The organism is Bradyrhizobium sp. HKCCYLS3013 (genome assembly GCF_051167615.1).
Taxonomy (GTDB): Bacteria; Pseudomonadota; Alphaproteobacteria; order Rhizobiales; family Xanthobacteraceae; genus Bradyrhizobium.
The window spans coordinates 204,596-229,243 of record NZ_JBNPTK010000002.1; the positions used below are offsets into that span (position 1 = coordinate 204,596).

Sequence of the window (24,648 nt, forward strand, 5' to 3'; positions counted from 1 at the left end):
GATCACATCCTGAACAGGCCGAACTTGGTCGGCTCGACCGGGGCATTGGCGGCGGCAGACAATCCAAGGCCGAGCACGAGGCGGGTATCGGCGGGATCGATCACGCCGTCGTCCCACAGCCGCGCGGTCGCGTAGTACGGATTGCCCTGCGCCTCGTATTGCGCGCGGATAGGGCTGCGGAATTTCTCTTCCTCTTCCGCCGGCCAGCTCTCGCCCTTGGCCTCGATGCCGTCGCGCCGGACCTGGCTCAGCACCATCGCGGCCTGCTCGCCGCCCATCACCGAGATGCGCGCGTTCGGCCACATCCACAGGAAACGCGGCGCATAGGCGCGGCCGCACATGCCGTAATTGCCGGCGCCGTAGGAGCCGCCGATCACGACGGTGAACTTCGGCACCGACGCGGTCGCGACCGCCGTCACCAGCTTGGCGCCGTCGCGGGCGATGCCGCCGGCCTCGTATTTCTTGCCGACCATGAAGCCGGTGATGTTCTGCAGGAACACCAGCGGAATGTTGCGCTGGCAGCACAGCTCGATGAAGTGCGCGCCCTTCAGCGAGCTCTCGCTGAACAGGATGCCGTTGTTGGCGATGATGCCGACCGGATGGCCCCAGATGTGGGCGAAGCCGCACACCAGCGTCTGACCGTAGAGCTTCTTGAACTCGTCGAACTCCGAGCCGTCGACCACCCGCGCGATGATGTCGCGCACGTCGAACGGCTTGCGGCCGTCGACCGGCACGACGCCATAGATCTCTTCCGCGGCATAGCGCGGCTCGCGCACCTCGCGCATGTTGAGCACGGTGCGCGCGCCCGGCGGCTTAAGGGTGCCGACGATGCGGCGGGCGATGCCGATCGCATGGGCATCGTTCTGCGCGTAGTGATCGGTCACGCCCGACTGTCGCGAATGCACGTCGGCACCGCCGAGCTCCTCGGCGCTGACGACCTCGCCGGTCGCGGCCTTCACCAGCGGCGGACCGCCGAGGAAGATCGTGCCCTGGTTGCGCACGATGATGCTCTCGTCCGACATCGCCGGCACATAGGCGCCGCCGGCGGTGCACGAGCCCATCACGATCGCGATCTGCGGAATGCCCTGCGCCGACATCTGCGCCTGGTTGTAGAAGATCCGGCCGAAATGCCGCTCGTCCGGGAAGATCTCGTCCTGCAGCGGCAGGAACGCGCCGCCGGAATCGACCATGTAGACGCAGGGCAGATTGTTCTGCCGCGCGATGTCCTGGGCGCGCAGATGCTTCTTCACCGTCATCGGGTAGTAGGTGCCGCCCTTGATGGTGGCGTCGTTGGCGACGACGACGCATTCGCGCCCCGCGATGCGGCCGATGCCGGTCACGATGCTCGCCGAATGGACGTCGCCGCCATAGAGCCCGTGCGCGGCCAATGGCGACAGCTCCAGGAACGCCGTTCCGGGGTCGAGCAGCAGGTCGACGCGCTGGCGCGCCAGCATCTTGCCGCGCGACAAATGCCGCTTGCGCGAGGCCTCGCCGCCGCCCTCGGCGACCTGCCCCAGCTTCGTTCTGAGGTCGGCGACCAGCGCGCGCATGGCGTCGGCATTGCGGGCGAAATCGGAGGACGATGGATCGATCGTGGAGTGAAGCGTCATGACCGGCGTCTTCGTTGCGGGGCTGGAGGGGGAAGCCGTGGGAGCACGCATCAGAGCGGTCGCGGCCGTTCAGGCCGCTGCGAGTCCGGGTGTACCATCTTTGCCCGCATGCTGTCCTCCCTGCCCGCCGGCGGCCGGTTTGCGGCCGTCCGTCCTTCTCGAATTAAACGATCATACGTTTTTAAATTCTATTCTCAAGCGGATTGTTGTAGGGTCCGGGGCGAGCAGCATTTGCTTGAGACCACGGAATTTTCAGACTTCACTACGGGACCCCCCGCCGTGGCGGATCCGCCGCGATCGGCATCGGGACGGTCCAGCGAGGACGAGATGGCGCGCACGATCGGGTCACATGGTCCGACGACGATGGAGGCGATCCGCAGGGCCGGCCTGCGGCTGATCTTCCAGCACGGCTATGAGGCCATGAGCCTGCGCCAGCTCGCCGCCGAGGTCGGCATCCAGCCGGGCTCGCTCTACAATCACATCAGCACCAAGCAGGAGCTGCTGGCAGAGCTGATCCAGGACCACATCAACGACCTGCTGCACGAGCTCGAACAGGCGCTCCGCGACACCCAGGGTCCGGTCGAACGCCTCCGGGCATTCGTCGCCTTCCACGTCAGCTATCACATGACCCGGAAGCGCGAGGTCTTCATCGCCAATTCGGAGCTGCGCAGCCTCGATCCCCGCAACTACGAGGCGGTGGTGGCGCTGCGCGGCGCCTATGAGCGCCGGCTGGCCGACATCCTCAGCGACGGCGTGGCGCAAGGCGTGTTCGACGTCGACGACATCCAGGTCGCGACCTTTGCCATCATCGCGCTCCTGACCGGGCTGTGCAGCTGGTACCGTCCCGGCGGCCGGCTCACCAGGGAGGCGATCATCGCGGCCCACGAGAAGCTCGTGCTCTCGGGCGTCATGCCGCGCACCGCCGAGCCTGATCCGGCCGGCGGTGGCCGGCCTGATCGCCCGACCGGCTGAACGGGCCGCGCCGATGGCTGGCAGCCCGGAGCTCGACGCGATCGATCGCAGGATCCTGGCGGAGCTCCAGGCCGATGGCCGGATCCGCATCAACGAGCTCGCCGACCGGGTCGGGATCTCGCATCCGAACTGCCTGCGCCGGGTGCGGACGCTGCGCAGCAGCGGCGTGATCAAATCCATCCGCGCCAGCATCGATGAACGGTCGCTGGGCTATGAGGTGGTCGCGTTCGTGTCGATTCAGCTCGACAGCCAGCACCAGACGGCACTGGAGTCGTTCGAGGCCGCGATCGTGACGTTGCCCTGGGTCCAGCAATGCTGGCGGCTGTCGGGAGATGCGGATTTCCTGCTGAAATGCGTGTCGACCGGCGTCGAAGGCATGAGCCGCCAGCTCCGCCAGTTCGCCGCCCTGCCCGGCGTCCGGGCCATCAGGAGCTTCCCGGTGCTCGGCCTGTCCAAGGACGCCCCGCTGCCCATCTCCGGCGGGCCGCCTCAAACAGGTTGAACGGATGACGGCCGAGCCGGCCCCTCAATGCGTCCAAATCAGTGCGTCCAGGGCTCACCGCGGCGGAACGAGAAATTGTCGGCATAGGCGATCTGCCGCTTCACCGGCTCCTTCGGCTCGATCACCTGGTAGGGAATGCCCTTGCGCTCGCAATAGGCGATCGCCTCGTCCCTGGTATCGAAGCGCAAGGTGACCTGCTGCTTCATGTCCGAGGAGGACGTCCAGCCCATCAGCGGCTCGACCGAACGCGGCTGCTCCGGCTCATAATCCAACTGCCAGTCCCTGGTCTTGGCCTTGCCCGATTGCATCGCGTTCTTGGCGGGCTTGAAAATGCGTGCGGTCATGGCTGGAAGAGCCCCTGGAAGCTGAGGTCGTCATGCGTTTGGCGGAAACGGCAGGGATGGGGTACAGGCAAGATCCAGCACGGAACGGTGATTCCCATCCAGGACGTGACCGTCTATCGTGCTCCGTATAGTCATTCTGCCGTCCCGTGACAATCTCGGTCGACTGCCACGGCGCCTCTGCTCCCCGAACGTTTTCCATTCAAAACAGTGCGTTGAAGCGGCCATGAAAATCAATGCCACGCTGCCCGAGCGCGGGCGCGACCTGCGGCTCGACCTGTTTCGCGGAATCGCCAACTGGGCGATCTTTCTCGATCACATCCCGGACAATGTGGTGAACTGGATCACCACGCGGAATTACGGCTTCAGCGACGCCGCCGACCTGTTCGTCTTCATCTCCGGCTATACTGCCTCGTTCGTCTATGCGCGCATGATGATCGACCGCGGCTTCATCGTCGGCGCCACCCGGCTGTTCAAGCGGGTGTGGCAGCTCTACGTCGCCCACATCGTGCTGTTCGTGATCTATATCGTGGCCATCAGCTATCTGGCGACGCGGTTCGGCGTCTCCGAGATCATCGACGAGTTCAACGTCGCAGGCCTCGTCGACCACGCCAGCGATACGCTGGCCCAGGGACTGATCCTGAAGTTCAAGCCGGTCAATCTCGACGTGCTGCCGCTCTACATCGTGCTGATGGGCTTCTTCCCGCCGGTGCTGTGGATGATGCTGCGCCAGCCCGACCTGACCATGATCGCCTCGATCGTGCTGTGGCTCGTGGCGCGACAGATGGGCTGGAATTTCGCGGCCTATCCGGCTGGCACCTGGTACTTCAATCCGTATTGCTGGCAGGTGCTGTTCGTGTTCGGCTCCTGGTGCGCGCTCGGCGGCGCCCGCCGCTCGATGGGCATCATCATGGCGCCGGCCACGCTCTATTTCTGCATCGCCTACATGGTGCTCGCACTGGTCATGACGATGGCCGGCCGCTTCCCTGAGCTCGGATCGATGTTTCCGAACTGGCTCTATGCGGCCTTCAACCCGAACGACAAGACCAATCTCGCGCCGTACCGCTTCCTGCATTTCGTGGTGATCGTCATTTTGGTCATCCGGTTCGTGCCGAAGGAATGGCCGGGCCTGGAGTGGAAGGCGTTCGATCCCCTCATCGTCTGCGGCCAACAGTCGCTGGCGGTGTTCTGCGTCGGCGTGTTCCTATCCTTCATCGGCCACTTCACCCTGATGCTGAGCTCGGGCTCGCTGCTGGCGCAGATCCTGGTCAGCGCGGCGGGCATCGCGATCATGACAACCGTCGCCTACTACATCTCCTGGTCGAAGCGGCAGGACAAGCCGCAGCCGAAGCCGCCCGCGCCGAAGTAGACTTCGCGCCATTGGGGGCGCGTGGTCGCGCCCCGCCTCCGTTGACCTGCATCAAGCCGGGCCCGATCGGGCTCGCTAAGGTTTGCGTCACCAACGGAGCCGCTTCCCGCGGCGCGCGTTCGCTTGCGAACGCGCGAGGCTGCGCAAGCGGTGATTTGCTGACAAGGACCAGATCATGCCGACCCATTTCCATGCCGTCGTGTGGCTCGATCACAGCGAGGCCAAGGTGTTCCACATCGGACTGACCGGTGCCGACGAGCTGACGCTGCATCCGCACCTGCAGACCAAGCATCTGCATCACAAGGCCAACGAGATCGGCAGCGGCCATGCGGCGCCCGACAAGAATTTCCTCGAAGAGGTCGCGCACGCACTCGATGACGCTGGCGAGATCCTGATCATCGGCCCGGCCGGCGCCAAGACCGAGCTTGCCAAGTACCTGCACGAGAAGCATCCTGCGGTCGGAAAGCGCATCGTCGGCGTCGAAGCCGCCGATCACCCGACCGATCGCCAGATCGTCGCCTATGCCAAGCAGCACTTCAAGATGGCTCCGCCCCGCGTGGCGACGGGCACTGCGGGCTAAGTATAGCCTTTCTCCCGTCGCAGGGTCCGTTCGATCATGGACATGCTGACGCCGGACCAATCCAACGCCATTGCTGCCACGCCGGCCGTCGATCGCGGCCGGCGTCGTTTTCCGTGGCGCGGCCTGCTCTCGATCATCCTGCTGTCCGGCGCACTGGCTGGGCTTGCCGCATGGTGGGTGCGTGGACCGCTGATTGCGACCGCCCGCATCACCCGCGGCACGGCGGCCGAGATCGTGTATGCGACCGGCGCCGTGGAGCCGGAGACGTGGTCGCGGAGCACGCCGCTGGTCCGCGGCCGCATCATCGAGCGCTGCCGCTGCGAGGGCAAGTCGGTCAAGGCCGGCGACGTGCTGGCGCGGCTCGACGACAAGGAGGCGCTGGCCACCTTGAACGATCTGCGTGCACAGGAGGAATTCCAGCGCCACGAGTTCGAGCGACAGTCGCAGTTGCTGGCCCGCGGGGCGGCCACCTCGCAAGCCTACCAGCGCTCCGAAAGCGATCTCGCCCGCATCCGTGCCCAGATCGCGGCCCAGACCCAGCGCCTCGACTACTTCAAGCTGGTAGCGCCGATGGACGGCGTCGTCCTCAAGGAGGACGGCGAGGTCGGCGACATGGTCGATCCCGGCACCATCCTCTACCGCGTCGGCCTGGAGAAGCCGCTCTGGGTCGTCGCCGACGTCAACGAGGAGGACATCCCCCGTGTCCAGGTCGGGCAGAAGGCGCTGCTGCGCGCCGATGCGTTCGGCAACCAGGCCCTGCCCGGGACGGTGAAGCAGATCACGCCGGCGGGCGATCCCGTGGCCAAGACGTTCCGCGTGCGGATCGGCTTGCCGGACGACACGCCGCTGCGCGTCGGCATGAGCGTCGAGGCCAACATCGTCAGCCGGGAGACGGCCGACACCCTGCTCGCGCCGGCCAATGCCATCGTCAACGGCAGCCTCATGGTGATCGAAGGCGGCCGTGTGCGGCGGCGCGCGGTGCGGATCGGCATCCGCGGCTCCGCGGCGGTCGAGATCCTCGACGGCGCCCGCGAGGGCGAGCTGGTCGCAGCGCCCGCGACCGCCGACATCAAGGACGGCGAGCGGATCCGCGTGATCGGGCCCGAGACGTCGGCGCCATGAGCCTCGTCCTGACCATCGCCTGGACCCATGTGCGCCATCGCGCCCGCCAGACGCTGGTCGCGATCGCGGGCGTGATGACCGGCGTGGCGTTTTCGGTGATGATGGCGGCGATGATGGAGGGCTCCCAGGACGACTTCATCCGCACGCTGGTCGATGCGCTGCCGCACATTTCGATCACCGACGAGCTGCGCCAGCCGACCCGTCAGCCGGCCGATCAGATCTATGCGGCAGCCGAATTCCACCGATTGACCCCGAACGTCCGCCGCCCCGGCATCAAGAACCCGATGGCCACCATCGCCTCGCTGCAGGGCTGGGTGCCGGGCGCGCTGACGGCGTCGGTGCAGTCCAAGGCCGTGCTGCGCTTCGCCGGCCGCAACCTCACGGTCGCGATCATCGGCATCGATCCGCGCACGGAGGGCCAAGTTTCGACGCTGGCGAGCCACATGCGACAGGGCAACCTCAATTCGCTGTACCGGTCCTCGCACGCGATCCTGCTCGGCGACCGGCTCGCGACCAAGATCGGCGCGCGGGTCAACTCCAACATCACGCTCGCCTCGGCCCAGGGCGTCAGCATGAACGCGACCGTCGTCGGCATCTTCCATTCCGGCTTCCGCGGCACCGACGAGACCACCGGCTACGTGCTGCTGCGCACCGCGCAGATCCTGGAGCGCCAGACCGGGATCATCAACGAGATCCGCGTCCGCACCAACGATCCGATGCAGGCGCGCCTGATCAGCGAGCGCATCGGCGAGCAGACCGGCTACAAGGCGGTCTCCTGGCAGGAGGCGCAGGAGGACCTGCTGGCGGCGATCACGCTGCGCAACGTGCTGATGTACACCATCGTCGGGGCCATCCTGCTGGTCGCGAGCTTCGGCACCTACAACATCATCTCGACCATCACCCACGAGAAGACCCGCGACATCGCCATCCTCAAGTCGCTCGGCTTCCGCGACCGCACGGTCCGCACCATCTTCATCGTCGAGGCGCTGTTCATCGGCCTGACCGGTGCCGCTCTCGGCTGGGCGCTCGGCTACCTGCTCACCCGCGGGCTCGCCTCGCTCGAGTTCAAGACGCCGTTCTCCGACTACAATCATCTGCCCGTGCTGTATTCGCTGAAGCACTATCTGCTGGCGGGCGCGGTCGCGCTGATCTCCAGCGCCGTCGCCGGCTACTTTCCGGCCCGCGCCGCGGCGCGGTTGCATCCGGTCGACATCATCCGGGGCGCGACGTGAGCCCGCCCCTGATCGAGGCGCGGCAAGTGACGAAGGTGCTGCCCGGCGAGGTGCCGGTGACGCTGGTCGCCGACATCGATCTCGTGATCCATCCGCGCGAGCTCATCGCCATCACCGGACCGTCGGGCTCGGGAAAATCCTCGCTGCTCTATCTGCTCGGCCTGCTCGACCTGCCGAGCCAGGGCGACGTGCTGATCGACGGCCGCTCGACGACGGGCATGAACGAGGACGAGCGCGCCGAGGTGCGGCTGTCACGGCTCGGCTTCGTCTTCCAGTTTCATTTCCTGCTGCCGGAATTCTCGATCACCGAGAACGTCGCGCTGCCGATGCGCGCGCTGGCACGGCTGTCGCCGCGCGCCATCACCACGCGCGCCGAGGAGCTGCTGAGCTCGCTCGGCCTCGCCGAGCATCTGCGCAAGACGCCGGACAAGCTGTCGGGCGGCCAGCGCCAGCGCGTGGCGGTGGCGCGCGCGCTCGCCAACGATCCTCCCGTCATCCTCGCCGACGAGCCGACCGGCAGCCTCGACACCGCCGCGACCGCGCAGGTGTTCGGCATCCTGCGCGATCTCGTCACCCTGCGCGGCAAGACGGTGGTCGCGGTCACGCACGACCTCAACCTCGCCGCTCAGATGCAACGGCGCGTGCACATCATCGACGGCCGGCTGGCGCAGGACGAACTGGCGCGCTGATCCCCCCGCCGCGACCTCGGCACGGCCGACGCGCGAACCGCCGCCCACGCCCGATTTGATCTAGCGCAAAGACGCGAGATTCCGATTCAGAGGATGCTGGCGGCCAGCGGATGTTCCTTCCCCGGATTCACCCGCACACTTCGGATGCTCCCGGGTTTTGCCGCTGCGGGAGCATCCGAATTTTTTATCGGCCTCGTCGCGCAGTTCGCGCCAGCTATCAGGTCTCACCTGCGAGGCCACGTTGCTGCGGAGATGGTCGGGGCAGCTGGATTCGAACCAACGACCTGCAGTACCCAAAACTGCCGCGCTACCAGGCTGCGCTATACCCCGATGTTCTCAAGGGACGATTGTCCTCGACGAACCCGTCACTACACGGTCGCGGCCTCGGCAGCAAGACCGCGGCTTGGCCGTGAAGATGGAGCCGACATGAAAACGGCCCCGGAAAGCACCTTTCCAGGGCCGTCAAGTGCAGTGATCGCAAGCAACTCAGTGCGAGGACAATGCCGGCGAGCCCGTCTCGGGGTGGATCTCGGCCGCCATCATGCCCTTGGAGCCGGGCCCGTAGCGGACCAGCACCCATTGGCCGGGGCGCAGCTCGGTCATGCCGTAGCGGCGCAGGGTCTCCATGTGGACGAAGATGTCCGGGCTCCCTTCCCCGCAGGTCACGAAGCCGAAGCCGCGCAGGCGGTTGAACCACTTGACCTGGGCTCGCTCCAGCCCGCTGGTCGGCGTCACCGTGACATGGGTGCGCGGCGGCAGCATCTGCGCCGGATGGATCGCCGTCGACTCGTCCATCGAGACGATGCGGAAGGCCTGGTAGCCCTTGGAGCGCTGCACGCACTCCACCACCAGGCGAGCCCCTTCATAGGCGGTCTGGTAGCCGTCGCGCCTGAGCACCGTGACGTGCAGCAGCACGTCCGGCCAGCCATTGTCGGGAACGATGAAACCGTATCCCTTCGAGGCGTCGAACCATTTGATGACGCCGCTGATTTCGACGAGGTTCTCGCCAAGACCGGTCATCGCATCGATTGCCGAGTCGCGCGCGACGCCGGTTTGATATTCCGCCCCGAGCCGGGTTGGTGTCGAACCACCAACGACCGGCACCCCAAGCTTCTTGGACTCAAATCCGTCCGACCCCATAACCCCGGACCTCACATATGAATTGTGAGCCGCCACCCCTGCAACGGCGCCCTCATACACGTGCTCACCACCTATACCCACGATGAGTCACGCGAATCTCTCGAATCAAAGATAACATTCCCTCGTGCCGCGCATAGATAAAAATCGGTTTCACTGAGGCATATGAACAGAGATGCCGACAAAAATGCATCAATTTCCGTTCAATTACGGACGAACGATCCGAGTACTTCGCCGATCTCGTGGTGGACAACGAGGTCGGCAACGTCGTCCTGATCGGTCGGTTCCCGGTTGATGATCACGAGTCGCGCGCCAGCCCGCTTTGCCATCAATGGAAAGCCAGCGGCCGGCCACACAACCAGCGACGAGCCGATCGCGACGAACAGATCACAGTGCTGCGCGAGCTCGGTGGCGCGCTGCATTTCATGCTCCGGCATCGACTGACCAAAGGATACCGTCGCGGTCTTCACCGGCTCCGCGCAATCGGGGCAATCCGGCGCGGCCCCGTCGGCCTCGAAGCGCTCGCGCACCCAGGTGAGCTCATAGCGCTGCCCGCATCCGATGCATCGCGCGTAGGTGGTGTTGCCGTGCAGCTCGATGACGTGATCCGGCGCGAAACCGGAGTCCTGGTGCAGGTTGTCGATGTTCTGAGTGATCACGGCCGGAATTTTCCCGGCACGGTAGAGCGACGAAAGCGCCAGATGTCCGCGGCCGGGCCGCGCCGCGGCAAACGTCTCCTGCATCGCGAAGCGCCGCCGCCAGGCCTCGTCCCGCGCCTCCTGGCTGGCGACGAATTCGTCGAAATGGATCGGCCGGTTGCGCGTCCATAGACCGCCGGGAGACCGGAAATCCGGAATGCCCGTCTCGGTCGATATTCCAGCGCCGGTGAAGGGCACGATCACACGCGCCGCAGCGATCATGTCTCCCAGGCGGTTCACCCCGTCGTGCAGATCGGATGCAATCATCAGCGGCGGCCCCGAACCATGAAACCTCGCACCATCATTCTCCTCCCTTCATAGCACGGCAAGCTGGCTCCCGCCTCCGAGCATGTCCGGCCCGGCTGCATCGTTGCGCTACTCCGCATCCTCCGGAACCAGCCGTGAACGACGCAACTGCAAGCAAGACGAGTCGGATCGTTCCGTGTCTACCGGAAGACGTTGGCGGTGCTCGCCTTCTCTCCCCAGCAAAACGCGCGACCCGCCTGCAGCGGGGCCGGGCGTCCGCAATCACGCCTCAATCGGACACCCACATCGCGCCAGCGATTCGCCAGGAAGTTTGTCACGCGTCTCAGGGCGAGGCTCGCCGGATAGCGACCGGAGCAGAGAGGATCCGTGAGGCAGAACGAGACGCAGGACGACCGCCGCGCGAAGGAGCGCGCCGACATCACCGCAAGGATTGCACGGTTCAACTCGACCCAGGAGAAGTTCGCGCGCGAACGCGAGGAATATGCCCGCTTGGCGTGGAAGAAGGCACAGCGCGGCGAGGCCGCGGAATAGCAGGGATGAGAGAAGAGCCCGGAGGCTTTCGCCATCCGGGCCCTCCTCCTTACGACCGGCGCTTACCAGTGATGACGCCAGTGGTGGTAGCGATGATAGTACGGTCCGCCGTAATAGGCATACGGCCCGGGCGCGTAGACGTAACGCGGGCCGTAGTCGTAGTAGCCGTAGCCCGGACCATAGTAATACGGGTGCGACGCCGCGATCGCGCCGGCGGTCAGCGCTCCCGCCGCGAGGCCGAATGCGAGACCCGGGCCGATGCCGCGCGCCTGTGCCGGAGCGGGTGCCGCCAGTGCGGTGATGGCGACGGCGCCCGCGGTCGCCAGAACAGCCAATGTCTTTCTCATGATCGAATGTCCTCCAATTCCCGTGCGTCCAAACAACGCAGATGCTGGGGAGTTGGTTGCAGGCCGGCTCCCCGCCGCGCGCGTCTGGAACCGTCACCGTCGCCACACGTTCACTGCCATGGGGGGAATCCGCGATGGCATCCTGGCTGGAACTTCTGTTCAACATCATCGGCTATGGCGGATTCGTCGTGCTTGCGTCCTGTCATCCCAGGACCGAGGCGGCCGGTGTAGCGCCTGAAACAGGAGCGGACGACGGCGCGGATCTGAACGGCGAGCGCCGCTAGAGCCGAGCTTTGCGGCGATCGCCGGGCCTTCATCCACAGTCGATCCAACGCTTGTCCACAGCTCCTCGCCTGGACTCTCCGGATTGCTGATCAACGGCTTGCTGCGCCATATCCACCGGCTTCTCCCCAGCACGCGCGACGGCGCTCCTGTGCGGGCCGGAGGTCGCACGGGCCGGTCAATTTTCCCGCAAAATCCTTTGAACCTGCCTGCGCCACCCCGAGACAGATCAGTACTGGGGATTTCAGGGCCCAGTGCTCGAGGGTGGCGCCACGCGACGAAGATATTCCGTCGCGCTGGCGCTGCTGTCGTTTTTCGGGCCCCCGCGGTGCCAACCTTCGCGATCCGGGGACGGCGGCGCTTCGGCGACCGCAACGCTCAGCCGCGCTGCAACCACATAGCCGCAACGAAAAAGGCCTCCCTTCCGGGAGGCCTTTGACGTGATCACGACCGTGACTGACGGTCAGATCAGGCAACCGCGTCCTTGGCGGCCTTGACCGGGCGCGCGCGCACGATCTTGCGGGCCGGCTTGGCCTTGAACATCATCTCTTCGCCGGTGAAGGGGTTGGTGCCCTTGCGCGCCTTCACGGCGGGCTTCTTGACGACGACGAACTTGGCGAAGCCGGGCACCAGGAACACGCCGTTCTTCTTCAGCTCCTTGTGGCCGACGTCGGTGAGCGTCTCCATGACGTTCTTGACGTCGCGCTTGGACAGCTCGGTCGAGGTCGCAATCTTCTCGATCAGTTGCGACTTGGAAAGTTGGGTAGCCATCGTATCTCCTTGTGATTGATACTGGTGAATGACGTGACGACTGCGCGGCTATCAGCGCATTGCTGCGCAGACTGGTCGGGGCTTTCTGGCTGCATTGCACAGCCGGGACTTCAGTCGTCTGGTGGCGTATCACCCCGCGATTTTCGGGATTCTCCTGCATTTCAAGGGGCCCCGAAGCACCCACAGCGGCGCCAAAATTCCAACGGAGCGCGCAGAAGTCAAGCTGCGTTGGCGATCGAACGGAGCATGCGATTCATTTTCCCCTATATTTCTAGGCATTTTCGACGGTCCTGCGTGATTTTGGCCGCACATTGCAGGCGAAACACGCTGAAATACCTGCATGCGGTCGCATCGCGCCCGTTCATCCATGCCGCGAATCACTGCCAAAACAGCGATTCGCGGGCATGCGGAGAGGCTTTCGCAACACCGCGCAGCCCATCGAATGCGTCGCCGCGCGCACCGCACATCCGCGCGAGCCGGCATCGCCGCAGCATCGGGCTCGATACACGGGCGAACGAATTGCTGCTATGGATCGGCGTCCGCAGGCGGCCATTGACCATCCGCTTCGAGTTCAGGGAGAGAAGAAACGATGCGTTATCTCCACACCATGCTGCGCGTGCGCAATCTCGACGCCGCGCTCAAATTCTATTCCGATGCGCTCGGCCTCAAGGAGGTGCGCCGGATCGACAACGACAAGGGTCGCTTCACACTGGTGTTTCTCTGCGCACCCGAGGATGAACACCTGCTGAAGAGCCTGCCGCCGACGCGCGGCGCCCCGCTGGTCGAGCTCACCTACAATTGGGACGAGGAGAGCTATGGCGAGGACCGCTTCTTCGGCCATCTCGCCTATGAGGTCGACGACATCTACGCCACCTGCGACCGGCTGATGAAGCTCGGCATCACCATCAACCGGCCGCCGCGCGACGGCAACATGGCGTTCGTCCGCTCGCCCGACCTGCACTCGATCGAGCTGTTGCAGAAGGGCGAGCCGAAGGCGCCCGCCGAGCCCTGGCTGTCGATGCCGAACACCGGACATTGGTGAGTCATCTGCCCGCGTGATTCCGGCCGGAACATCGAGGCCACCCTCGCGTTGTCGCTCCGATTGACGGTGAGGATACGAGGAGGCCGAGATGGGTCGTGGAATTCTATTGTGGTTGTTGGGCGTGCCGATTCCGGTGATCATTCTGCTGTGGCTGTTCTTCGGCCGCTGATCCCGCGAACGACGCGTTCGACCGAAAAGCCCCGCCAACGAGCGGGGCTTTTTGCGTAACATGCGCTAATGATGACGCTCGCCAGAGAGGAGCCGAACGTGTCCGCCGACAACAGACTGACGATCTGGGGCCGCCCCAATTCGGTGAACGTGCAGAAGGTGCTGTGGTGTCTCGCCGAGCTCGATGTCGCCCATGACCGGATCGACGCGGGGATGCAGTACGGCCGCAACAACGAAGCGGACTATCTCGCGATGAATCCGAACGGCCGCATCCCGACCCTGGTCGAGGGTGATTTCGTGCTGTGGGAGAGCAACGCGATCATGCGCTACCTCTGCCTCGCTCACGGCGACGGCACGCCGCTCTACCCGACGACGCCGCGGCACCGCGCCGCGGTGGAGCGCTGGCTGGACTGGACGCTGTCGACGGTGCAGCCGATCGAGCGTCCGCTGTTCTGGGGATTGGTGCGTACGCCGCCGGAGCAGCGCGACATGCCCGCCTTGCAGAAGGCGGCCGACGACGCCGCGGCGATGTGGCGCATCCTCGACGCGCATCTGGCCACACGCAGCCATGTCGAGGCCGAGCGCTTCACGCTCGCCGACATCGCGCTCGGCGCCTATGCGCGGCGCTGGTTCGGAGTCGAAGGTGTTGTCAAGCCGGAGCTGCCGAGTCTCGCGCGCTGGTACGGACAGATCGCGCAACGCCCGGCCTTCATCCGCCACATCGCGCCGCCGCTGTCGTGAGCGCCTCAGCGGCCGGCCGAGGTGCCCATCTCGACGCCCAGGGCGCCGCCGACCTTCACGCAGGTATCGGTTCCCTCGACGCGTACGAAGTTCGCACCGTAGGACGCGCAGGGATTGTTGGTGGCGGCGCCTGAACGGGGTGCGGCCTTATTCGGCCCAGCCTTATTCGGCCCGGGAAGCGATGGCACAAGAAGCGATGACCCCGGCGAGCCGGCGGCCGCAACGGTCACGGCGGCGAACGCCGCGAGGACGCCCAGGATGAGAGATCGACACATGCCGCTTGTTAGCGCGTCTGCGGCAGTGAAGCGATACTGGTCTATTTGCCGATGAACTTGACGCCGACCGAGGCGCCGCGGCGCCACACCACCTGGCACTGCCGGCCGGTTCTTGCGTCGCGCGCGAAGGCGAGCCGGATGGTCGCCGGCAGCGCCGCCGCGTCCTGCAAGGTCAGCTTGGCGCCGGCGCTGGAAATGTCCTGAACCAGGCAATGGCGCACGGCGAACCCGCCATCCAGCGTGATCCACGCCGGCTGCTTCATCGATTTGCGGGCTTCCCGCTTCTTGGGCGCGGCCATCATCCTGCTCCTGCTCGCCCGCTGCAGTACGGCAAGGACCCTAATGGACGGTTGACCGGATCACGTACTGGGCGTGCGATTCATGGATGCAGGGCCCCGCGCCGACACGTCTCGGCGCAAACCGTCCGTTTCAAGATCGGAGATGGAAGGAAAGCCGGCGCGGAATGGCGCTCCCTAGCGGAATCGAACCGCTCTCTCCACCGTGAAAGGGTGGCGTCCTGACCGATAGACGAAGGGAGCAATACGCACGATGCCAGAGGGCACGAGGCCCCGGTGCCATCGCCGCTTGCACGTTTCGGCAAAACCTTCAGCAAATCAGCCGCTTGAGGCGATGATCTGCGAGGTCGGCTGAACCACCGACGGTGATTCCGTGCCACGCGCCGAACGTATAGAGGCGTTTCGCCGGCCGGGCAAGCCACCCCGTGCCGGTCTTTCCAGTCTGGTCCCGCATGCTCAACGGGCCGCAAACAGCGGAAAGATGCCGTCCGTGTCGATGTAGACCACGCCGTCCTCGACCTTCACCGGATACGCGGCCAACGCACTCTCCGGAGGGTGGAGCGGTGCGCCGGTACGGGCATCCCACGTCCAATTGTGCACGGGGCAACTGAGCACGCGGCCGTCGAAGCCGGCCTCCTCCATCGGCGCCGCGGTGTGCGGGCAGACGCCCTGGAACGCCTTGAGCTCGCCATCGTCGGGCCAGGCCAGGATGATGAGCTGGGCATCGGCGATCACGAGGCGCATGCCGCCTTCGTCGATGGTGTCGGCCTTGCAGACACGGGTGAACATTCACTGGCCTCATGCTTTCCGTTGCGAACATCGCACGCGAAGCAGCCCGAGCAAGACTCGTTCCGAGGATCGCGCCGTGCCCGCGAGCCCGACAAGACCGTGGCACCCTTCTTGCTGCCCTTCCCGGCATCTTCGTCGAACGAGCCATCATGTCGCAAAGGCGACAGACCGTTCGGCGGCGAGCTGCTGCGGAGTGCGACATGACCGACATGACCGAGCTGAGAACGCGCAAGGAGCCGCTCAATCTCGCCATCGTGCATGTCGATCCCGACGCCTTCATCGCCAACCTCACGGCTTGGCTCGAGATCACCGCCTTCATCAATGCGCAGCGCGCCGGCGAGGCCACGGTGCCTGCCGACGGCAAGACGCCCGCATTGTCGGCGGCGCAATTGAAGAACGGCGGCGTCCATGAGGTCGGCAACGACGCGCTGTTCGCCTTCGCGATGACTGCGTCGCTCAAGGGCGACAAGGCGGCGGTCGACACGGTCGAGACGGCCCTGCTCGACGGCATGGGCAAGGATTTTCCCGGCTCGTTCGCGCTGTGGCACTTCCGCGCTACGATCGATGCGCCGACCACGCTGGACGATTTCGTCGGCCAGGCCGGCAGGAAGATGCTGACCGGCGATCTGCCGCCACCGCCGCTACGCGCCAAGGAAAATTGGAGCGCCGGACTGCGCTTCTTCGAGAAGGCGCGCAAATCGAACTTCGTCCACGAGATCATGTATCCGCTGGCGAAATGGACGCGGGCGCGCTGGACCGAGACGGCGGAGAAAGGCGTCGCCTTCCTGCACCACATCGAGGACAACGTCCCGGTGCTGCGCGAGGTGCTGGCGGAGCCCCGCAACGATCAGGCGTTCATCGCCAACGTGCTGCTGCGGCTCGCACCCGCCGTCGATATGGAGCTGAACGAGGAATATCAGGGCTTCCTGCGCTCGCTGGCGCGACGCAACTGATCGAGGGGGATTCCAAGACACCCCGCCCACGCAAAAAGGCCGGCGGGCGTTACGCCGCCGGCCTCTTGTCGCGACTGCCGGCTCCGGCCGTCCGGTTCCGTCGCACTCCTGGGGGAGCATGCGAACAGGGTCGCGCGGCCTGGTTAACGATGTCTTAATACAAGCCAGCCAACCGTATGCTTACGGGGCAGCACCGTCAGCTCAGCAGCAACGGGAGCTTCTTCTCGCGACGGAGCGCGCGCTCCTGACAGCCCGACAGCCGGATGAGCTTCTGCGGATACATGTCATAGCCGTGGCTGCCGAAGGCGTTCTGCTGCGCCATCGGGACCTGCGCAGGCCTGCCCGTCGCGTCGACGGCACCTGCATCCTGCGAACCTCGGGCCGGTTCGAGCCCTGTGTTCAAAGCGGTCATAGCCAACTCCGAGACGAGTGCCTGCCCCCGAGCTGAAACTATAGTCCACGGCTCGCGGGGCGCAATTGGGCAAAATGCCATCAGCCGGCCGTGGCGCGCGCCTGCTCCGCCTCCTGTTCCCAGCGCAGGATGGTCCGCTCGAGATTGTGGAATTTCTCGGCGACGTCGCCGTCGAACAGCGGGTCCTTGCGGTCGGACATGCGGGCGTCGATGTCGGCCCAATCCTCCGCCTGGAGGGTACGCAGCGCTGCGGGAAACAGCAGGGTCTCCTCCTTGCGCAGATGCTCGCGCTGGCTGTCGATGAACTCATGCACGGCGGCGTGGAAGCGTTCGCGCAGGATCTCCTGGTCCGACAGCACCGCGTTCACGGCGTCGGCAAAGCCGCGCAGCCGCCGCGCCTCGGTCTCGTGCTCGTCGTCGACGTCGCCATAGGCCGCGGCCGCGGCTGGATCGCGCTCGCGCAGCTTGCCGAAGATCATCTCCTCCTTGGGATGATGACAGCGCTGCGGATAGTCCTCGAAATAGGCGATGATGCTCTGCAGAATGTCGTAGTCCGGCCGCCGATTGTGATCGAACAGCTCCAGTTCGTGCTCGAGCACCGAGAGAAGCTTCTCGAGATTCTCGTGCTCCTGCAGCAGCGCTTCGATGATCCTTGCCATGGCCGCCCTCGCCTGTGCGCCGGCCGGGCCTTGCCGAACCGGCATTTTCCCTGAACGCAAAAGACTACGCCCGCGCGGGCGCGGGCGGCATTGCGGCAGATCAAACTGACAGGCCGATGTGACAGGTCAGCGGAACGGGCTCACTCCGCGGCCAGCGCCTGCGGCGCCCGTGCAAGGCCGAGCCGGTCCCAGACGTCGACCAGCGCCTCGGCCAGGGCGTCGATCAGGCCGTCATCATGGTAGGGCGATGGCGTGATCCGCAGCCGCTCCAGGCCGCGCGGCACGGTCGGATAGTTGATCGGCTGGATGTAGATGCCGTGCTCGGACAGGAGCAGGTCGGACGCCGTCTTGCACTTCTCGGGATCGCCGACATGCACCGGCACGATGTGGGTGTCGGACGGCATGACCGGCAGCCCCGAGGCGTTCAGTACGGCCTTGAGCCGCGCCGCCCGATCCTGGTGCCGGTCACGCTCCCACTGCGAGGTCTTGAGGTGGCGGATCGCGGCGGTCGCCGCGGCGCAAACCGGCGGCGGCAAGGCGGTGGTGAAGATGAAGCCCGGCGCATAGGAGCGGACGGCATCGATCAGATTGGCATTGGCAGCGATGTAGCCGCCGAGGCAGCCAAAGGCCTTGGCGAGCGTGCCCTCGAGGATGTCGATGCGGGCCATCGCGCCGTCGCGCTCGGCGATGCCGCCGCCGCGCGGGCCGTACATGCCGACCGCATGGACCTCGTCGACGTAAGTGAGCGCGCCATAACGCTCGGCGAGATCGCAGATCCGGTGCAACGGCGCGACGTCACCGTCCATCGAATACAGGCTCTCGCAGACGATCAGCTTGGGACGGTCGGGATCGGCCGCCCGCAGCAGCTCTTCGAGATGGGCGAGGTCGTTGTGCCGCCAGACCTGCTTCTCGCTCCCGGCCTTGCGGACGCCCTCGATCATCGAATTGTGGTTGAGCGCGTCCGACAGCAGCAGACAGTTCGGCAGCAGTTTTGCGATGGTCGAGATGCCGGTCTCGTTGGAGACGTAGCCCGAGGTGAACACCAGCGCCGCTTGCTTGCCGTGGAGATCGGCGAGCTCGCGCTCGAGTTCGATCAGCGGATGGTTGGTGCCGGCGATGTTGCGGGTGCCGCCGGCGCCGGTGCCCATGCGCGCGGCGACGTCGACCATGGCGCCGATCACCTTCGGATGCTGGCCCATGCCGAGATAGTCATTGGAGCACCAGATCACGACATCCTTCGGCCCCTCCGGCGAATGCCAGATCGCGCGCGGGAAGCGGCCGGCGAGGCGCTCCAGATCGGCAAAGACGCGATAGCGCCGCTCCTGGTGCAACTGGTCGAGGGCACGGTCGAAATAGCTGTCGTAGTTCATCACCTGATCCGTCCTTCCCCTGCCCACGTCCCGAACCTGCGTTCCGGCGCGCCCTTGGAGCCCTGCTCGGGGTCGGACCAAAGCGCAATCCGGCGCCTTCTTCGTTGATCCAGATCAGGGATCGCGCACATTGCCGGGCATCCGGACACCGCTCGCCGCGGCTCTCACCACGACGCGCGCGGAGGCATTCAGGCGGGCAGCGGATTCCCCGCATCGGCAATTTCGAGCCGTAGCGGCGCCCCGGTATCAAGAAAGGCGGACAGAGCGGCCTCGTACGGCGCGGGGTCGAGACCGCGCGCGGACAGCCATTGCGGCTCGTAATAGGTCTGGCGGTAGCGCTCCCCGGAATCGCAGATCAGCGTGACCAGCGACCCCGTCTGTCCCTGCTGCCGCATCTCCGCCGCCAGCCGGCACAGCGCCAGGAAGTTGGTTCCGGTCGAGCCGCCGACCGGCCGCCGCAGCCGCCGCGTCAGCACGTTCATCGCCGCAACGGAAGCGGCATCCGGCACCTTCATCATCCGGTCCACCACGCCGGGCACGAAGGACGGCTCGCAGCGCGGACGGCCGACCCCTTCGATCAGCGACGGCCGTTCGCAGGTCCGGGCGCTGTCGCCGTTGCAGAAGGCGTCGAAAAAGGCCGAATGCTCGACATCGGCGACGCACAGCCGCGTCGGGTAGCGGCGGTAGCGCAGATAGCGGCCCATCGTCGCCGAGGTGCCGCCGGTGCCTGCGCCCATCACGATCCATTCCGGCAGCGGACAGCGCTCGCCCTGCAATTGGCTGAAGATCGACTCGGCGATGTTGTTGTTGCCGCGCCAATCGGTGGCGCGTTCGGCGAAGGTGAACTGGTCCATGTAATGGCCGCAGAGCCGGCTCGCGAGCGCGGCCGCCTCGGCATAGAGAAACCGGCCGTCATCGATGAGATGGCAGTTGCCGCCGTAATGCGTGATCGCGGCGATCTTCTCTTCCGAGGTGGTGCGCGGCATCACCGCATAGAACGGCACGCCGATCATCTGCGCGAAATAGGCCTCCGAGACCGCTGTCGACCCGGAGGAGGCCTCGACCACCGGCGTGCCTTCCCGGATGTGGCCGTTGCACAGCGCATAGAGAAACAGCGATCGGGCCAGCCGATGCTTGAGGCTCCCGGTCGGGTGGGTCGATTCGTCCTTCAGGTAGATGTCGATGCCGGCGAGCGCGGGCACGATCAGCCGGATCAGATGCGTGTCGGCGGTCCGGCACTGGTCGGCCTCGATCGCCGCCACGGCGTCGTCGACCCAGCCACGGCGATAGTGTGGACCACAGGTTCTGTCGGAAACTGACCAAGACGGCGAATTCATCGCGGCAACCGACCATGATCCATCCGCCACATCAAGCCCGACGGGCCGTGCATGCCGCGCAAGCTGGGGGCAAGCTGTCCAGCGGCAGCGGCCCGGTGCCGGCCACAATTGGCGCCGATCGAGAGCGAACACAACCGCGCATTCATTCCGCTGGCCAGAACTCGCGCATGACTTGCAGTCCGCTGATAATGCAAGCGATTTTCGGAAGTTTTTTTTGAATGACGGCGAGATTGGTCAAACAAATGCACGCTTTTGCGACCAAACTGGAGATTGTCGGCCAATACGACCGAATCGAGCCTGCATCACGGGCGAGCCGAGCCTGCTCCGAGGGCCCACCATGAAAGTTCTTTCGATTGTCCTGGTTGCGTGCGCCATCAGCCAGACCGCTTTTGCTGAGGGGCTGGAGTGCCGGCGCGTGGCCGACCCGACGCCGCGCTTGAGCTGCGTGGAAACGCCGACGACCGCCCAGGCGCCGAGCCCCTCCCGCACCGACGCCTGGACCCCGGGCGAGCCGCGCCAGGAGGCGCCGGCGCGCGACAGCGATACGGCGACGCCAAGAGGACCCCGGCCCCGTTGAGCCCTGCCGTGCGGCCGCGGACTGCGGCCGCACAGCGGTCCCTCCCCAATCGAGCATCCGGACGGGGTTCTTTCCCTTGAAGGGCGGCTCATTCTGCCGACATGTAGATCTTGCCGTGCGGCCACGGACCGATGTCAAATCCATCCCCCGTGCGGGTGGTGGCGGCCGGTTCGGCCCCGCCGCATTGGATGATCGGAGACCATGGCTTACTTGCCATCGCAAATGAACCTGCTCGAAGCCCTCGCGACCGTGATCGGCACCGCCGCGATCGCGCCCGCGCTACTGATCCTCTGGCTGGTGGTCGCCGCGGGTGACAATTCAGGCCCCCCGCTCAAGATCTGGACCGCCTTCCTGCTGGGTGCCGCCAGCGTGCTGCTGCTCGGCATCGTCCGGATCCCGTTCCAGCATGTCGGGCTGACGCTGGAGAATCCCTGGATCGCGCAAGCGGTCCGGGCTCTGTTCGGCGTCGCCTTGCCGGAAGAGCTCGCCAAGGTCGCGGTGATCGCCGCGCTCTGGTCGCGGCGCCGGCAGGTCGGCAATGCCATGGACACGGTGTTCTACGGCGCCGCCGTTGGGCTCGGCTTCGCGGCTTACGAGAACCTGGCTTATCTCGTCCAGCATGCCGAGATGTGGCGCTCGCTGGCGGTGCTGCGCAGCGTGCTCACCGTGCCGTTTCATGGCGCGCTCGGCATCATTGCCGGTGCCTATCTCGCGATCGCTCGCACCAGTACGGCGCTCGGCGCCAACCGCCACAATCGCGAAGGGGCGCGGCTGTCGAGCTGGGCACTGGTGCTGGCCGCTCCGGTGATGCTGCATGCGGCCTTCGACTATCCGTTGCTGCTGCTGCAGCGGGCGTCGACCCTCGACGCCGCCGCGCGCCTCTGGCTCGGCGGCGTCAGCGTGCTGATCGGGTTCTCCTCGATCGGTCTTGCCGTGCGGCTGGTGCGCCGGGTCGCCCATCACCACACGCCGCGCACCGAGGTAGCGCGGGCAAGGCTGAGCCAGCTGCGCAGGATGTGGGCGCTGCTGCTGTTCGGCGGCGCCGCCGGCTTCGTCGGGCTCGGATTCGTGCTGACCTCCATTCGGCACTGGCTTCTCAACCCCGACCGCAACGTCGCCGCCGTGCTGGTTCCACTCGGTCTCACCGCGATCATCGTCGGCATGGCCCTTCTGATTGTCACAACGACGGTCTATGTTTTCGGCCGCAACCGGATGCGGACGACGGCCTAGTCCCGGCCTGCTGCGGCCGGCAGAGCAACGAAACGCGCATCGCGCGCTTGTCCGGGCCGCAGGTCCTCACCATGTGCGTGGGCAGGCGGCCGCGGCGTTGAGCGCGTGACCTTGCCCGGAGTGACGATCATGACCCTTCCCCAGGATACGATTCCGCCCGAGCTCGAACGCATGAGGTCGCAAATGGGGGCGGCCATGCGCGCGCATTGGAAGGCCTTCCTGATCGAGGGCATCCTGCTCGCGGTGCTCGGCCTGCTGGCGATGATCCTCACCCCGCTGGCGAGCCTCGCGGTCACGATCTTCCTCGGCTGGATGTTCCTGATCTCGGGCATCGCCGGGCTCGCGCTCACCTTCTGGGCTCGCGGCATGCCGGGCTTCTGGTGGTCGCTGTTGTCGGCCGTGCTCGCCATCGTCGCCGGAATCATCCTGGTGGCGCAGCCGGTCCAGGGGACGGTGACGCTGACGATCGTGATCGGCGTCTATTTCCTCGCCGAGGGCGTCGCCACCATCATGTATGCGCTGGAGCACCGCCGCGAACTGTCCGGACGCTGGTCGTGGCTGGCAATCTCGGGCGTCGTCGACATCGCGATCGCCGGAATCATCATTTCGGGCCTGCCCGGCACGGCGATGTGGGCGATCGGTCTGCTGGTCGGCATCAACCTGCTGTTCGGCGGGCTGTCGATGATCGGCATGGCGCTCGCCGCCCGCAACGCCTGAGTCCGAGGGTTGCGATTTTCGAGATGACAAGCGGCCGCGCGGCCGCTATAGAGCGACCATGATCAACGCCGCCACCAGCTACTATTGGTACTTTAGCTACGACAGCTCGCTGGCGGCGGGAGGATCGCGCTCAATCTGACACATTGCAGCAAGATATCCGAACGAGCCGCCAGACCTGGCGGCTTTTTTATTGCCGGCAGGTGCCCACCCAAGAGACCCAGGAGCCCGCCGTGCTGAGCACCACAGACGATCTTCGTATCAAGGAAATCAAGGAATTGAGCCTGCCGGCGGAGGTGATGGGTGAAATCCCCCGCACCCTCACTGCCACCCGTGTGGTGATGGCCGCGCGCAATGCGATCCACGCCATCCTGACCGGCAGCGACGACCGCCTGCTGGTCATCGTCGGCCCCTGCTCCATCCACGATCCCGCCGCCGCGATCGACTACGCCGGCCGCCTCGCTGCCCTGCGCGAGCGCCTCGCCGACCGCCTGGAGATCGTGATGCGGGTCTATTTCGAGAAGCCGCGCACGACCGTCGGCTGGAAAGGCCTGATCAACGATCCCGGCCTCGACAATTCCTTCGACATCAACAAGGGCCTGCGGCTCGCGCGCAGCGTGCTGTCTGCCGTCAACAATCTCGGCCTGCCGGCGGGATGCGAATTCCTCGACATGACGACCCCGCAATACATCGCCGACCTCGTCGCCTGGGCGGCGATCGGCGCGCGCACCACCGAGAGCCAGATCCACCGCGAGCTGGCCTCGGGCCTGTCGTGCCCGGTCGGCTTCAAGAACGGCACCGACGGCAACATCCGCATCGCCGCGGATGCGGTGAAGTCGGCCGCCCATCCGCATCATTTCATGGCGGTGACCAAAGGCGGCCGCTCGGGCATCGCGGCGACCACGGGCAACGAGGACTGCCACATCATCCTGCGCGGCGGCAGCGGCCCCAATTACGACGCCGCCCATGTCGAGCAGGCCGCGGCCGAGCTGATCAAGTCCGGACTGCCGGCGCGCCTGATGATCGACACCAGCCACGCCAATTCGAGCAAGAAGCCGGAGAACCAGCCGCTGGTCGCCGCCGACGTCGGCCGCCAGCTCGCCGCAGGCGAGCAGCGCATCATGGGCGTGATGATCGAGAGCCATCTCGTCGCCGGACGGCAGGACGTCAAGCCGGGCGTGCCGCTGACCTACGGCCAGAGCATCACCGACGGCTGTATCGGCTGGGACACGACGGTGGAGGTGCTGGAGCAGCTCGCCGAAGCCGTCGCCGCCCGGCGTGCGGCGCTTCGCAACTCCCCACGCGAGCGCTCGGCGTAACACTCACGAACCAATAAGGCGGCGCGCGTCGGGCGCGCCGCTGGTCGGGCTCAGCAGCCGCGGCAGATGCCCTTGATCTTGCGATCGAGGTCGCGGTCTTCCTTGGTCATGCCGCTCATCGAATTGTCTTCGGTCTGCTCGGCCTTCGGCAGGTCGCTGGGACGCACCTGGCGATGGCCGATCGGCGCCTGCGGCGGCATGCCGCTCTTCGATCCGGTGCCGGCGGAGGAGCCGCTGCCGCTCTGCGCCAGCGCGATGCCGTCAGTCGCGGCCATCAGGAGCCCCATCGCGATCGCAAGTCTCTTCATGTTGCTCC

At 66.0% G+C, this 24,648-nt stretch carries 28 protein-coding genes and 2 tRNA genes; 15 read left to right on the forward strand and 15 right to left on the reverse strand.

Features of this window, described 5'->3' with window-relative positions; translation table 11 throughout:
- Positions 1–2 precede the first annotated feature (2 nt).
- A complete protein-coding gene (locus ACQR1F_RS05015; protein WP_316236538.1) occupies positions 3–1,610 on the reverse strand; it encodes a carboxyl transferase domain-containing protein in 1,608 nt (535 codons plus the stop codon).
- Between the two features lie 327 nt (positions 1,611–1,937).
- Here ACQR1F_RS05015 and ACQR1F_RS05020 point away from each other — a divergent pair, with 327 nt between their 5' ends.
- Complete coding sequence (locus ACQR1F_RS05020; protein ID WP_315800065.1) at positions 1,938–2,582, forward strand: TetR/AcrR family transcriptional regulator; 645 nt, start codon at positions 1,938–1,940, stop codon at positions 2,580–2,582.
- A gap of 13 nt (positions 2,583–2,595) precedes the next feature.
- Positions 2,596–3,084, forward strand: coding sequence for an Lrp/AsnC family transcriptional regulator (locus ACQR1F_RS05025; protein WP_315800430.1), 489 nt, complete (start codon positions 2,596–2,598; stop codon positions 3,082–3,084).
- A gap of 38 nt (positions 3,085–3,122) precedes the next feature.
- Here the strand turns inward: ACQR1F_RS05025 and ACQR1F_RS05030 are convergent, their stop codons facing one another.
- Positions 3,123–3,428, reverse strand: coding sequence for an ETC complex I subunit (locus tag ACQR1F_RS05030; RefSeq protein WP_315800066.1), 306 nt, complete (start codon positions 3,426–3,428; stop codon positions 3,123–3,125).
- A 223-nt stretch (positions 3,429–3,651) separates the two neighbouring features.
- On the opposite strand from ACQR1F_RS05030, the gene ACQR1F_RS05035 reads away from it, so the two are divergent.
- From ACQR1F_RS05035 to ACQR1F_RS05055, 5 genes are all read left to right on the forward strand, one after another.
- On the forward strand, positions 3,652–4,794 hold the full coding sequence (locus tag ACQR1F_RS05035) for an OpgC domain-containing protein (RefSeq protein ID WP_434892140.1): 1,143 nt from the start codon (positions 3,652–3,654) through the stop codon (positions 4,792–4,794).
- A 175-nt stretch (positions 4,795–4,969) separates the two neighbouring features.
- Positions 4,970–5,374: a translational machinery protein gene (locus ACQR1F_RS05040; protein ID WP_315712066.1), complete on the forward strand. Its 405-nt coding sequence runs from the start codon at positions 4,970–4,972 to the stop codon at positions 5,372–5,374.
- A gap of 42 nt (positions 5,375–5,416) precedes the next feature.
- Positions 5,417–6,496 (forward strand): efflux RND transporter periplasmic adaptor subunit, encoded by a 1,080-nt coding sequence (locus tag ACQR1F_RS05045; protein WP_316236540.1) that lies wholly within the window; start codon positions 5,417–5,419, stop codon positions 6,494–6,496.
- Complete coding sequence (locus ACQR1F_RS05050; RefSeq protein WP_316178861.1) at positions 6,493–7,728, forward strand: ABC transporter permease; 1,236 nt, start codon at positions 6,493–6,495, stop codon at positions 7,726–7,728. Before ACQR1F_RS05045 ends, ACQR1F_RS05050 begins: the two co-directional genes overlap by 4 nt.
- Positions 7,725–8,417, forward strand: a complete 693-nt coding sequence (locus ACQR1F_RS05055; protein ID WP_315800071.1) for an ABC transporter ATP-binding protein — start codon at positions 7,725–7,727, stop codon at positions 8,415–8,417. Before ACQR1F_RS05050 ends, ACQR1F_RS05055 begins: the two co-directional genes overlap by 4 nt.
- Before the next feature lie 253 nt (positions 8,418–8,670).
- On the opposite strand, the gene ACQR1F_RS05060 is transcribed toward ACQR1F_RS05055, so the two are convergent.
- From ACQR1F_RS05060 to ACQR1F_RS05070, 3 genes are all read right to left on the reverse strand, one after another.
- Positions 8,671–8,747 (reverse strand) — tRNA-Pro (locus tag ACQR1F_RS05060).
- Between the two features lie 156 nt (positions 8,748–8,903).
- Positions 8,904–9,557 carry a cold-shock protein gene (locus tag ACQR1F_RS05065; protein WP_315800077.1) on the reverse strand — a complete coding sequence of 218 codons (654 nt, stop codon included), beginning with the start codon at positions 9,555–9,557 and terminating at the stop codon, positions 8,904–8,906.
- A 200-nt stretch (positions 9,558–9,757) separates the two neighbouring features.
- Positions 9,758–10,519, reverse strand: a complete 762-nt coding sequence (locus tag ACQR1F_RS05070) for an SIR2 family NAD-dependent protein deacylase (RefSeq protein ID WP_315800078.1) — start codon at positions 10,517–10,519, stop codon at positions 9,758–9,760.
- 366 nt (positions 10,520–10,885) lie between these two features.
- Between ACQR1F_RS05070 and ACQR1F_RS05075 the strand changes: the two genes are divergently transcribed.
- Entirely contained in the window at positions 10,886–11,050 is a 165-nt protein-coding gene (locus tag ACQR1F_RS05075; protein WP_434912624.1) for a hypothetical protein, read from the forward strand.
- A gap of 62 nt (positions 11,051–11,112) precedes the next feature.
- Here the strand turns inward: ACQR1F_RS05075 and ACQR1F_RS05080 are convergent, their stop codons facing one another.
- On the reverse strand, positions 11,113–11,397 hold the full coding sequence (locus ACQR1F_RS05080) for a hypothetical protein (protein WP_315800079.1): 285 nt from the start codon (positions 11,395–11,397) through the stop codon (positions 11,113–11,115).
- A gap of 134 nt (positions 11,398–11,531) precedes the next feature.
- On the opposite strand from ACQR1F_RS05080, the gene ACQR1F_RS05085 reads away from it, so the two are divergent.
- Positions 11,532–11,681: a hypothetical protein gene (locus ACQR1F_RS05085; protein ID WP_315800080.1), complete on the forward strand. Its 150-nt coding sequence runs from the start codon at positions 11,532–11,534 to the stop codon at positions 11,679–11,681.
- 466 nt (positions 11,682–12,147) lie between these two features.
- On the opposite strand, the gene ACQR1F_RS05090 is transcribed toward ACQR1F_RS05085, so the two are convergent.
- The gene (locus ACQR1F_RS05090; protein WP_172109121.1) at positions 12,148–12,450 is read right to left on the reverse strand and encodes an HU family DNA-binding protein; all 303 of its coding nucleotides are present in this window, start codon (positions 12,448–12,450) and stop codon (positions 12,148–12,150) included.
- A gap of 589 nt (positions 12,451–13,039) precedes the next feature.
- Between ACQR1F_RS05090 and ACQR1F_RS05095 the strand changes: the two genes are divergently transcribed.
- Together ACQR1F_RS05095 and ACQR1F_RS05100 are read left to right on the forward strand one after the other, a co-directional pair.
- Positions 13,040–13,492 carry a VOC family protein gene (locus ACQR1F_RS05095; protein WP_012044102.1) on the forward strand — a complete coding sequence of 151 codons (453 nt, stop codon included), beginning with the start codon at positions 13,040–13,042 and terminating at the stop codon, positions 13,490–13,492.
- A 240-nt stretch (positions 13,493–13,732) separates the two neighbouring features.
- Positions 13,733–14,401, forward strand: coding sequence for a glutathione S-transferase family protein (locus ACQR1F_RS05100; protein WP_410051932.1), 669 nt, complete (start codon positions 13,733–13,735; stop codon positions 14,399–14,401).
- Between the two features lie 316 nt (positions 14,402–14,717).
- Here the strand turns inward: ACQR1F_RS05100 and ACQR1F_RS05105 are convergent, their stop codons facing one another.
- From ACQR1F_RS05105 to ACQR1F_RS05115, 3 genes are all read right to left on the reverse strand, one after another.
- Positions 14,718–14,975: a PilZ domain-containing protein gene (locus ACQR1F_RS05105; RefSeq protein WP_315712079.1), complete on the reverse strand. Its 258-nt coding sequence runs from the start codon at positions 14,973–14,975 to the stop codon at positions 14,718–14,720.
- A 165-nt stretch (positions 14,976–15,140) separates the two neighbouring features.
- A tRNA-Glu gene (locus tag ACQR1F_RS05110) sits at positions 15,141–15,215 on the reverse strand.
- A gap of 213 nt (positions 15,216–15,428) precedes the next feature.
- On the reverse strand, positions 15,429–15,761 hold the full coding sequence (locus ACQR1F_RS05115; RefSeq protein WP_434912625.1) for a Rieske 2Fe-2S domain-containing protein: 333 nt from the start codon (positions 15,759–15,761) through the stop codon (positions 15,429–15,431).
- A gap of 200 nt (positions 15,762–15,961) precedes the next feature.
- On the opposite strand from ACQR1F_RS05115, the gene ACQR1F_RS05120 reads away from it, so the two are divergent.
- A complete protein-coding gene (locus ACQR1F_RS05120; protein WP_434912626.1) occupies positions 15,962–16,714 on the forward strand; it encodes a hypothetical protein in 753 nt (250 codons plus the stop codon).
- Positions 16,715–16,910: 196 nt separating this feature from the next.
- On the opposite strand, the gene ACQR1F_RS05125 is transcribed toward ACQR1F_RS05120, so the two are convergent.
- From ACQR1F_RS05125 to ACQR1F_RS05140, 4 genes are all read right to left on the reverse strand, one after another.
- Complete coding sequence (locus ACQR1F_RS05125) at positions 16,911–17,126, reverse strand: hypothetical protein (protein ID WP_315800084.1); 216 nt, start codon at positions 17,124–17,126, stop codon at positions 16,911–16,913.
- Positions 17,127–17,206: 80 nt separating this feature from the next.
- Positions 17,207–17,785, reverse strand: a complete 579-nt coding sequence (locus ACQR1F_RS05130; RefSeq protein WP_315800085.1) for a hemerythrin domain-containing protein — start codon at positions 17,783–17,785, stop codon at positions 17,207–17,209.
- 140 nt (positions 17,786–17,925) lie between these two features.
- Positions 17,926–19,155 carry a 5-aminolevulinate synthase gene (hemA, locus tag ACQR1F_RS05135; protein ID WP_315800086.1) on the reverse strand — a complete coding sequence of 410 codons (1,230 nt, stop codon included), beginning with the start codon at positions 19,153–19,155 and terminating at the stop codon, positions 17,926–17,928.
- 188 nt (positions 19,156–19,343) lie between these two features.
- Positions 19,344–20,492: a PLP-dependent cysteine synthase family protein gene (locus ACQR1F_RS05140; protein ID WP_434912627.1), complete on the reverse strand. Its 1,149-nt coding sequence runs from the start codon at positions 20,490–20,492 to the stop codon at positions 19,344–19,346.
- A gap of 778 nt (positions 20,493–21,270) precedes the next feature.
- Between ACQR1F_RS05140 and ACQR1F_RS05145 the strand changes: the two genes are divergently transcribed.
- The 3 genes from ACQR1F_RS05145 to ACQR1F_RS05155 all read left to right on the forward strand — a co-directional run bounded on the left by ACQR1F_RS05145 (position 21,271) and on the right by ACQR1F_RS05155 (position 24,332).
- Positions 21,271–22,299, forward strand: a complete 1,029-nt coding sequence (locus tag ACQR1F_RS05145) for a PrsW family glutamic-type intramembrane protease (RefSeq protein WP_315800088.1) — start codon at positions 21,271–21,273, stop codon at positions 22,297–22,299.
- 129 nt (positions 22,300–22,428) lie between these two features.
- Positions 22,429–23,016: an HdeD family acid-resistance protein gene (locus ACQR1F_RS05150; protein ID WP_316178874.1), complete on the forward strand. Its 588-nt coding sequence runs from the start codon at positions 22,429–22,431 to the stop codon at positions 23,014–23,016.
- A gap of 230 nt (positions 23,017–23,246) precedes the next feature.
- Positions 23,247–24,332 (forward strand): 3-deoxy-7-phosphoheptulonate synthase, encoded by a 1,086-nt coding sequence (locus tag ACQR1F_RS05155; RefSeq protein ID WP_315800090.1) that lies wholly within the window; start codon positions 23,247–23,249, stop codon positions 24,330–24,332.
- Positions 24,333–24,382: 50 nt separating this feature from the next.
- Here the strand turns inward: ACQR1F_RS05155 and ACQR1F_RS05160 are convergent, their stop codons facing one another.
- Positions 24,383–24,640, reverse strand: coding sequence for a hypothetical protein (locus tag ACQR1F_RS05160; protein WP_315800091.1), 258 nt, complete (start codon positions 24,638–24,640; stop codon positions 24,383–24,385).
- Positions 24,641–24,648 lie beyond the last annotated feature (8 nt).

Coding starts and splice junctions, on each gene's coding strand:
- ACQR1F_RS05020 (WP_315800065.1), top strand. CDS start 1,938: ATGGCGCGCACGATCGGGTCACATGGTCCGACGACGATGGAGGCGATC.
- ACQR1F_RS05120 (WP_434912626.1), top strand. CDS start 15,962: ATGACCGACATGACCGAGCTGAGAACGCGCAAGGAGCCGCTCAATCTC.
- ACQR1F_RS05115 (WP_434912625.1), bottom strand. CDS start 15,761: ATGTTCACCCGTGTCTGCAAGGCCGACACCATCGACGAAGGCGGCATG.
- ACQR1F_RS05160 (WP_315800091.1), bottom strand. CDS start 24,640: ATGAAGAGACTTGCGATCGCGATGGGGCTCCTGATGGCCGCGACTGAC.
- ACQR1F_RS05125 (WP_315800084.1), bottom strand. CDS start 17,126: ATGACCGCTTTGAACACAGGGCTCGAACCGGCCCGAGGTTCGCAGGAT.
- ACQR1F_RS05035 (WP_434892140.1), top strand. CDS start 3,652: ATGAAAATCAATGCCACGCTGCCCGAGCGCGGGCGCGACCTGCGGCTC.
- ACQR1F_RS05145 (WP_315800088.1), top strand. CDS start 21,271: ATGGCTTACTTGCCATCGCAAATGAACCTGCTCGAAGCCCTCGCGACC.
- ACQR1F_RS05025 (WP_315800430.1), top strand. CDS start 2,596: ATGGCTGGCAGCCCGGAGCTCGACGCGATCGATCGCAGGATCCTGGCG.
- ACQR1F_RS05040 (WP_315712066.1), top strand. CDS start 4,970: ATGCCGACCCATTTCCATGCCGTCGTGTGGCTCGATCACAGCGAGGCC.
- ACQR1F_RS05130 (WP_315800085.1), bottom strand. CDS start 17,785: ATGGCAAGGATCATCGAAGCGCTGCTGCAGGAGCACGAGAATCTCGAG.
- ACQR1F_RS05080 (WP_315800079.1), bottom strand. CDS start 11,397: ATGAGAAAGACATTGGCTGTTCTGGCGACCGCGGGCGCCGTCGCCATC.
- ACQR1F_RS05070 (WP_315800078.1), bottom strand. CDS start 10,519: ATGATTGCATCCGATCTGCACGACGGGGTGAACCGCCTGGGAGACATG.
- ACQR1F_RS05150 (WP_316178874.1), top strand. CDS start 22,429: ATGACCCTTCCCCAGGATACGATTCCGCCCGAGCTCGAACGCATGAGG.
- ACQR1F_RS05140 (WP_434912627.1), bottom strand. CDS start 20,492: ATGAATTCGCCGTCTTGGTCAGTTTCCGACAGAACCTGTGGTCCACAC.
- ACQR1F_RS05030 (WP_315800066.1), bottom strand. CDS start 3,428: ATGACCGCACGCATTTTCAAGCCCGCCAAGAACGCGATGCAATCGGGC.
- ACQR1F_RS05105 (WP_315712079.1), bottom strand. CDS start 14,975: ATGGCCGCGCCCAAGAAGCGGGAAGCCCGCAAATCGATGAAGCAGCCG.
- ACQR1F_RS05100 (WP_410051932.1), top strand. CDS start 13,733: ATGACGCTCGCCAGAGAGGAGCCGAACGTGTCCGCCGACAACAGACTG.
- ACQR1F_RS05085 (WP_315800080.1), top strand. CDS start 11,532: ATGGCATCCTGGCTGGAACTTCTGTTCAACATCATCGGCTATGGCGGA.
- ACQR1F_RS05045 (WP_316236540.1), top strand. CDS start 5,417: ATGCTGACGCCGGACCAATCCAACGCCATTGCTGCCACGCCGGCCGTC.
- ACQR1F_RS05015 (WP_316236538.1), bottom strand. CDS start 1,610: ATGACGCTTCACTCCACGATCGATCCATCGTCCTCCGATTTCGCCCGC.
- hemA (WP_315800086.1), bottom strand. CDS start 19,155: ATGAACTACGACAGCTATTTCGACCGTGCCCTCGACCAGTTGCACCAG.
- ACQR1F_RS05065 (WP_315800077.1), bottom strand. CDS start 9,557: ATGGGGTCGGACGGATTTGAGTCCAAGAAGCTTGGGGTGCCGGTCGTT.
- ACQR1F_RS05090 (WP_172109121.1), bottom strand. CDS start 12,450: ATGGCTACCCAACTTTCCAAGTCGCAACTGATCGAGAAGATTGCGACC.
- ACQR1F_RS05095 (WP_012044102.1), top strand. CDS start 13,040: ATGCGTTATCTCCACACCATGCTGCGCGTGCGCAATCTCGACGCCGCG.
- ACQR1F_RS05050 (WP_316178861.1), top strand. CDS start 6,493: ATGAGCCTCGTCCTGACCATCGCCTGGACCCATGTGCGCCATCGCGCC.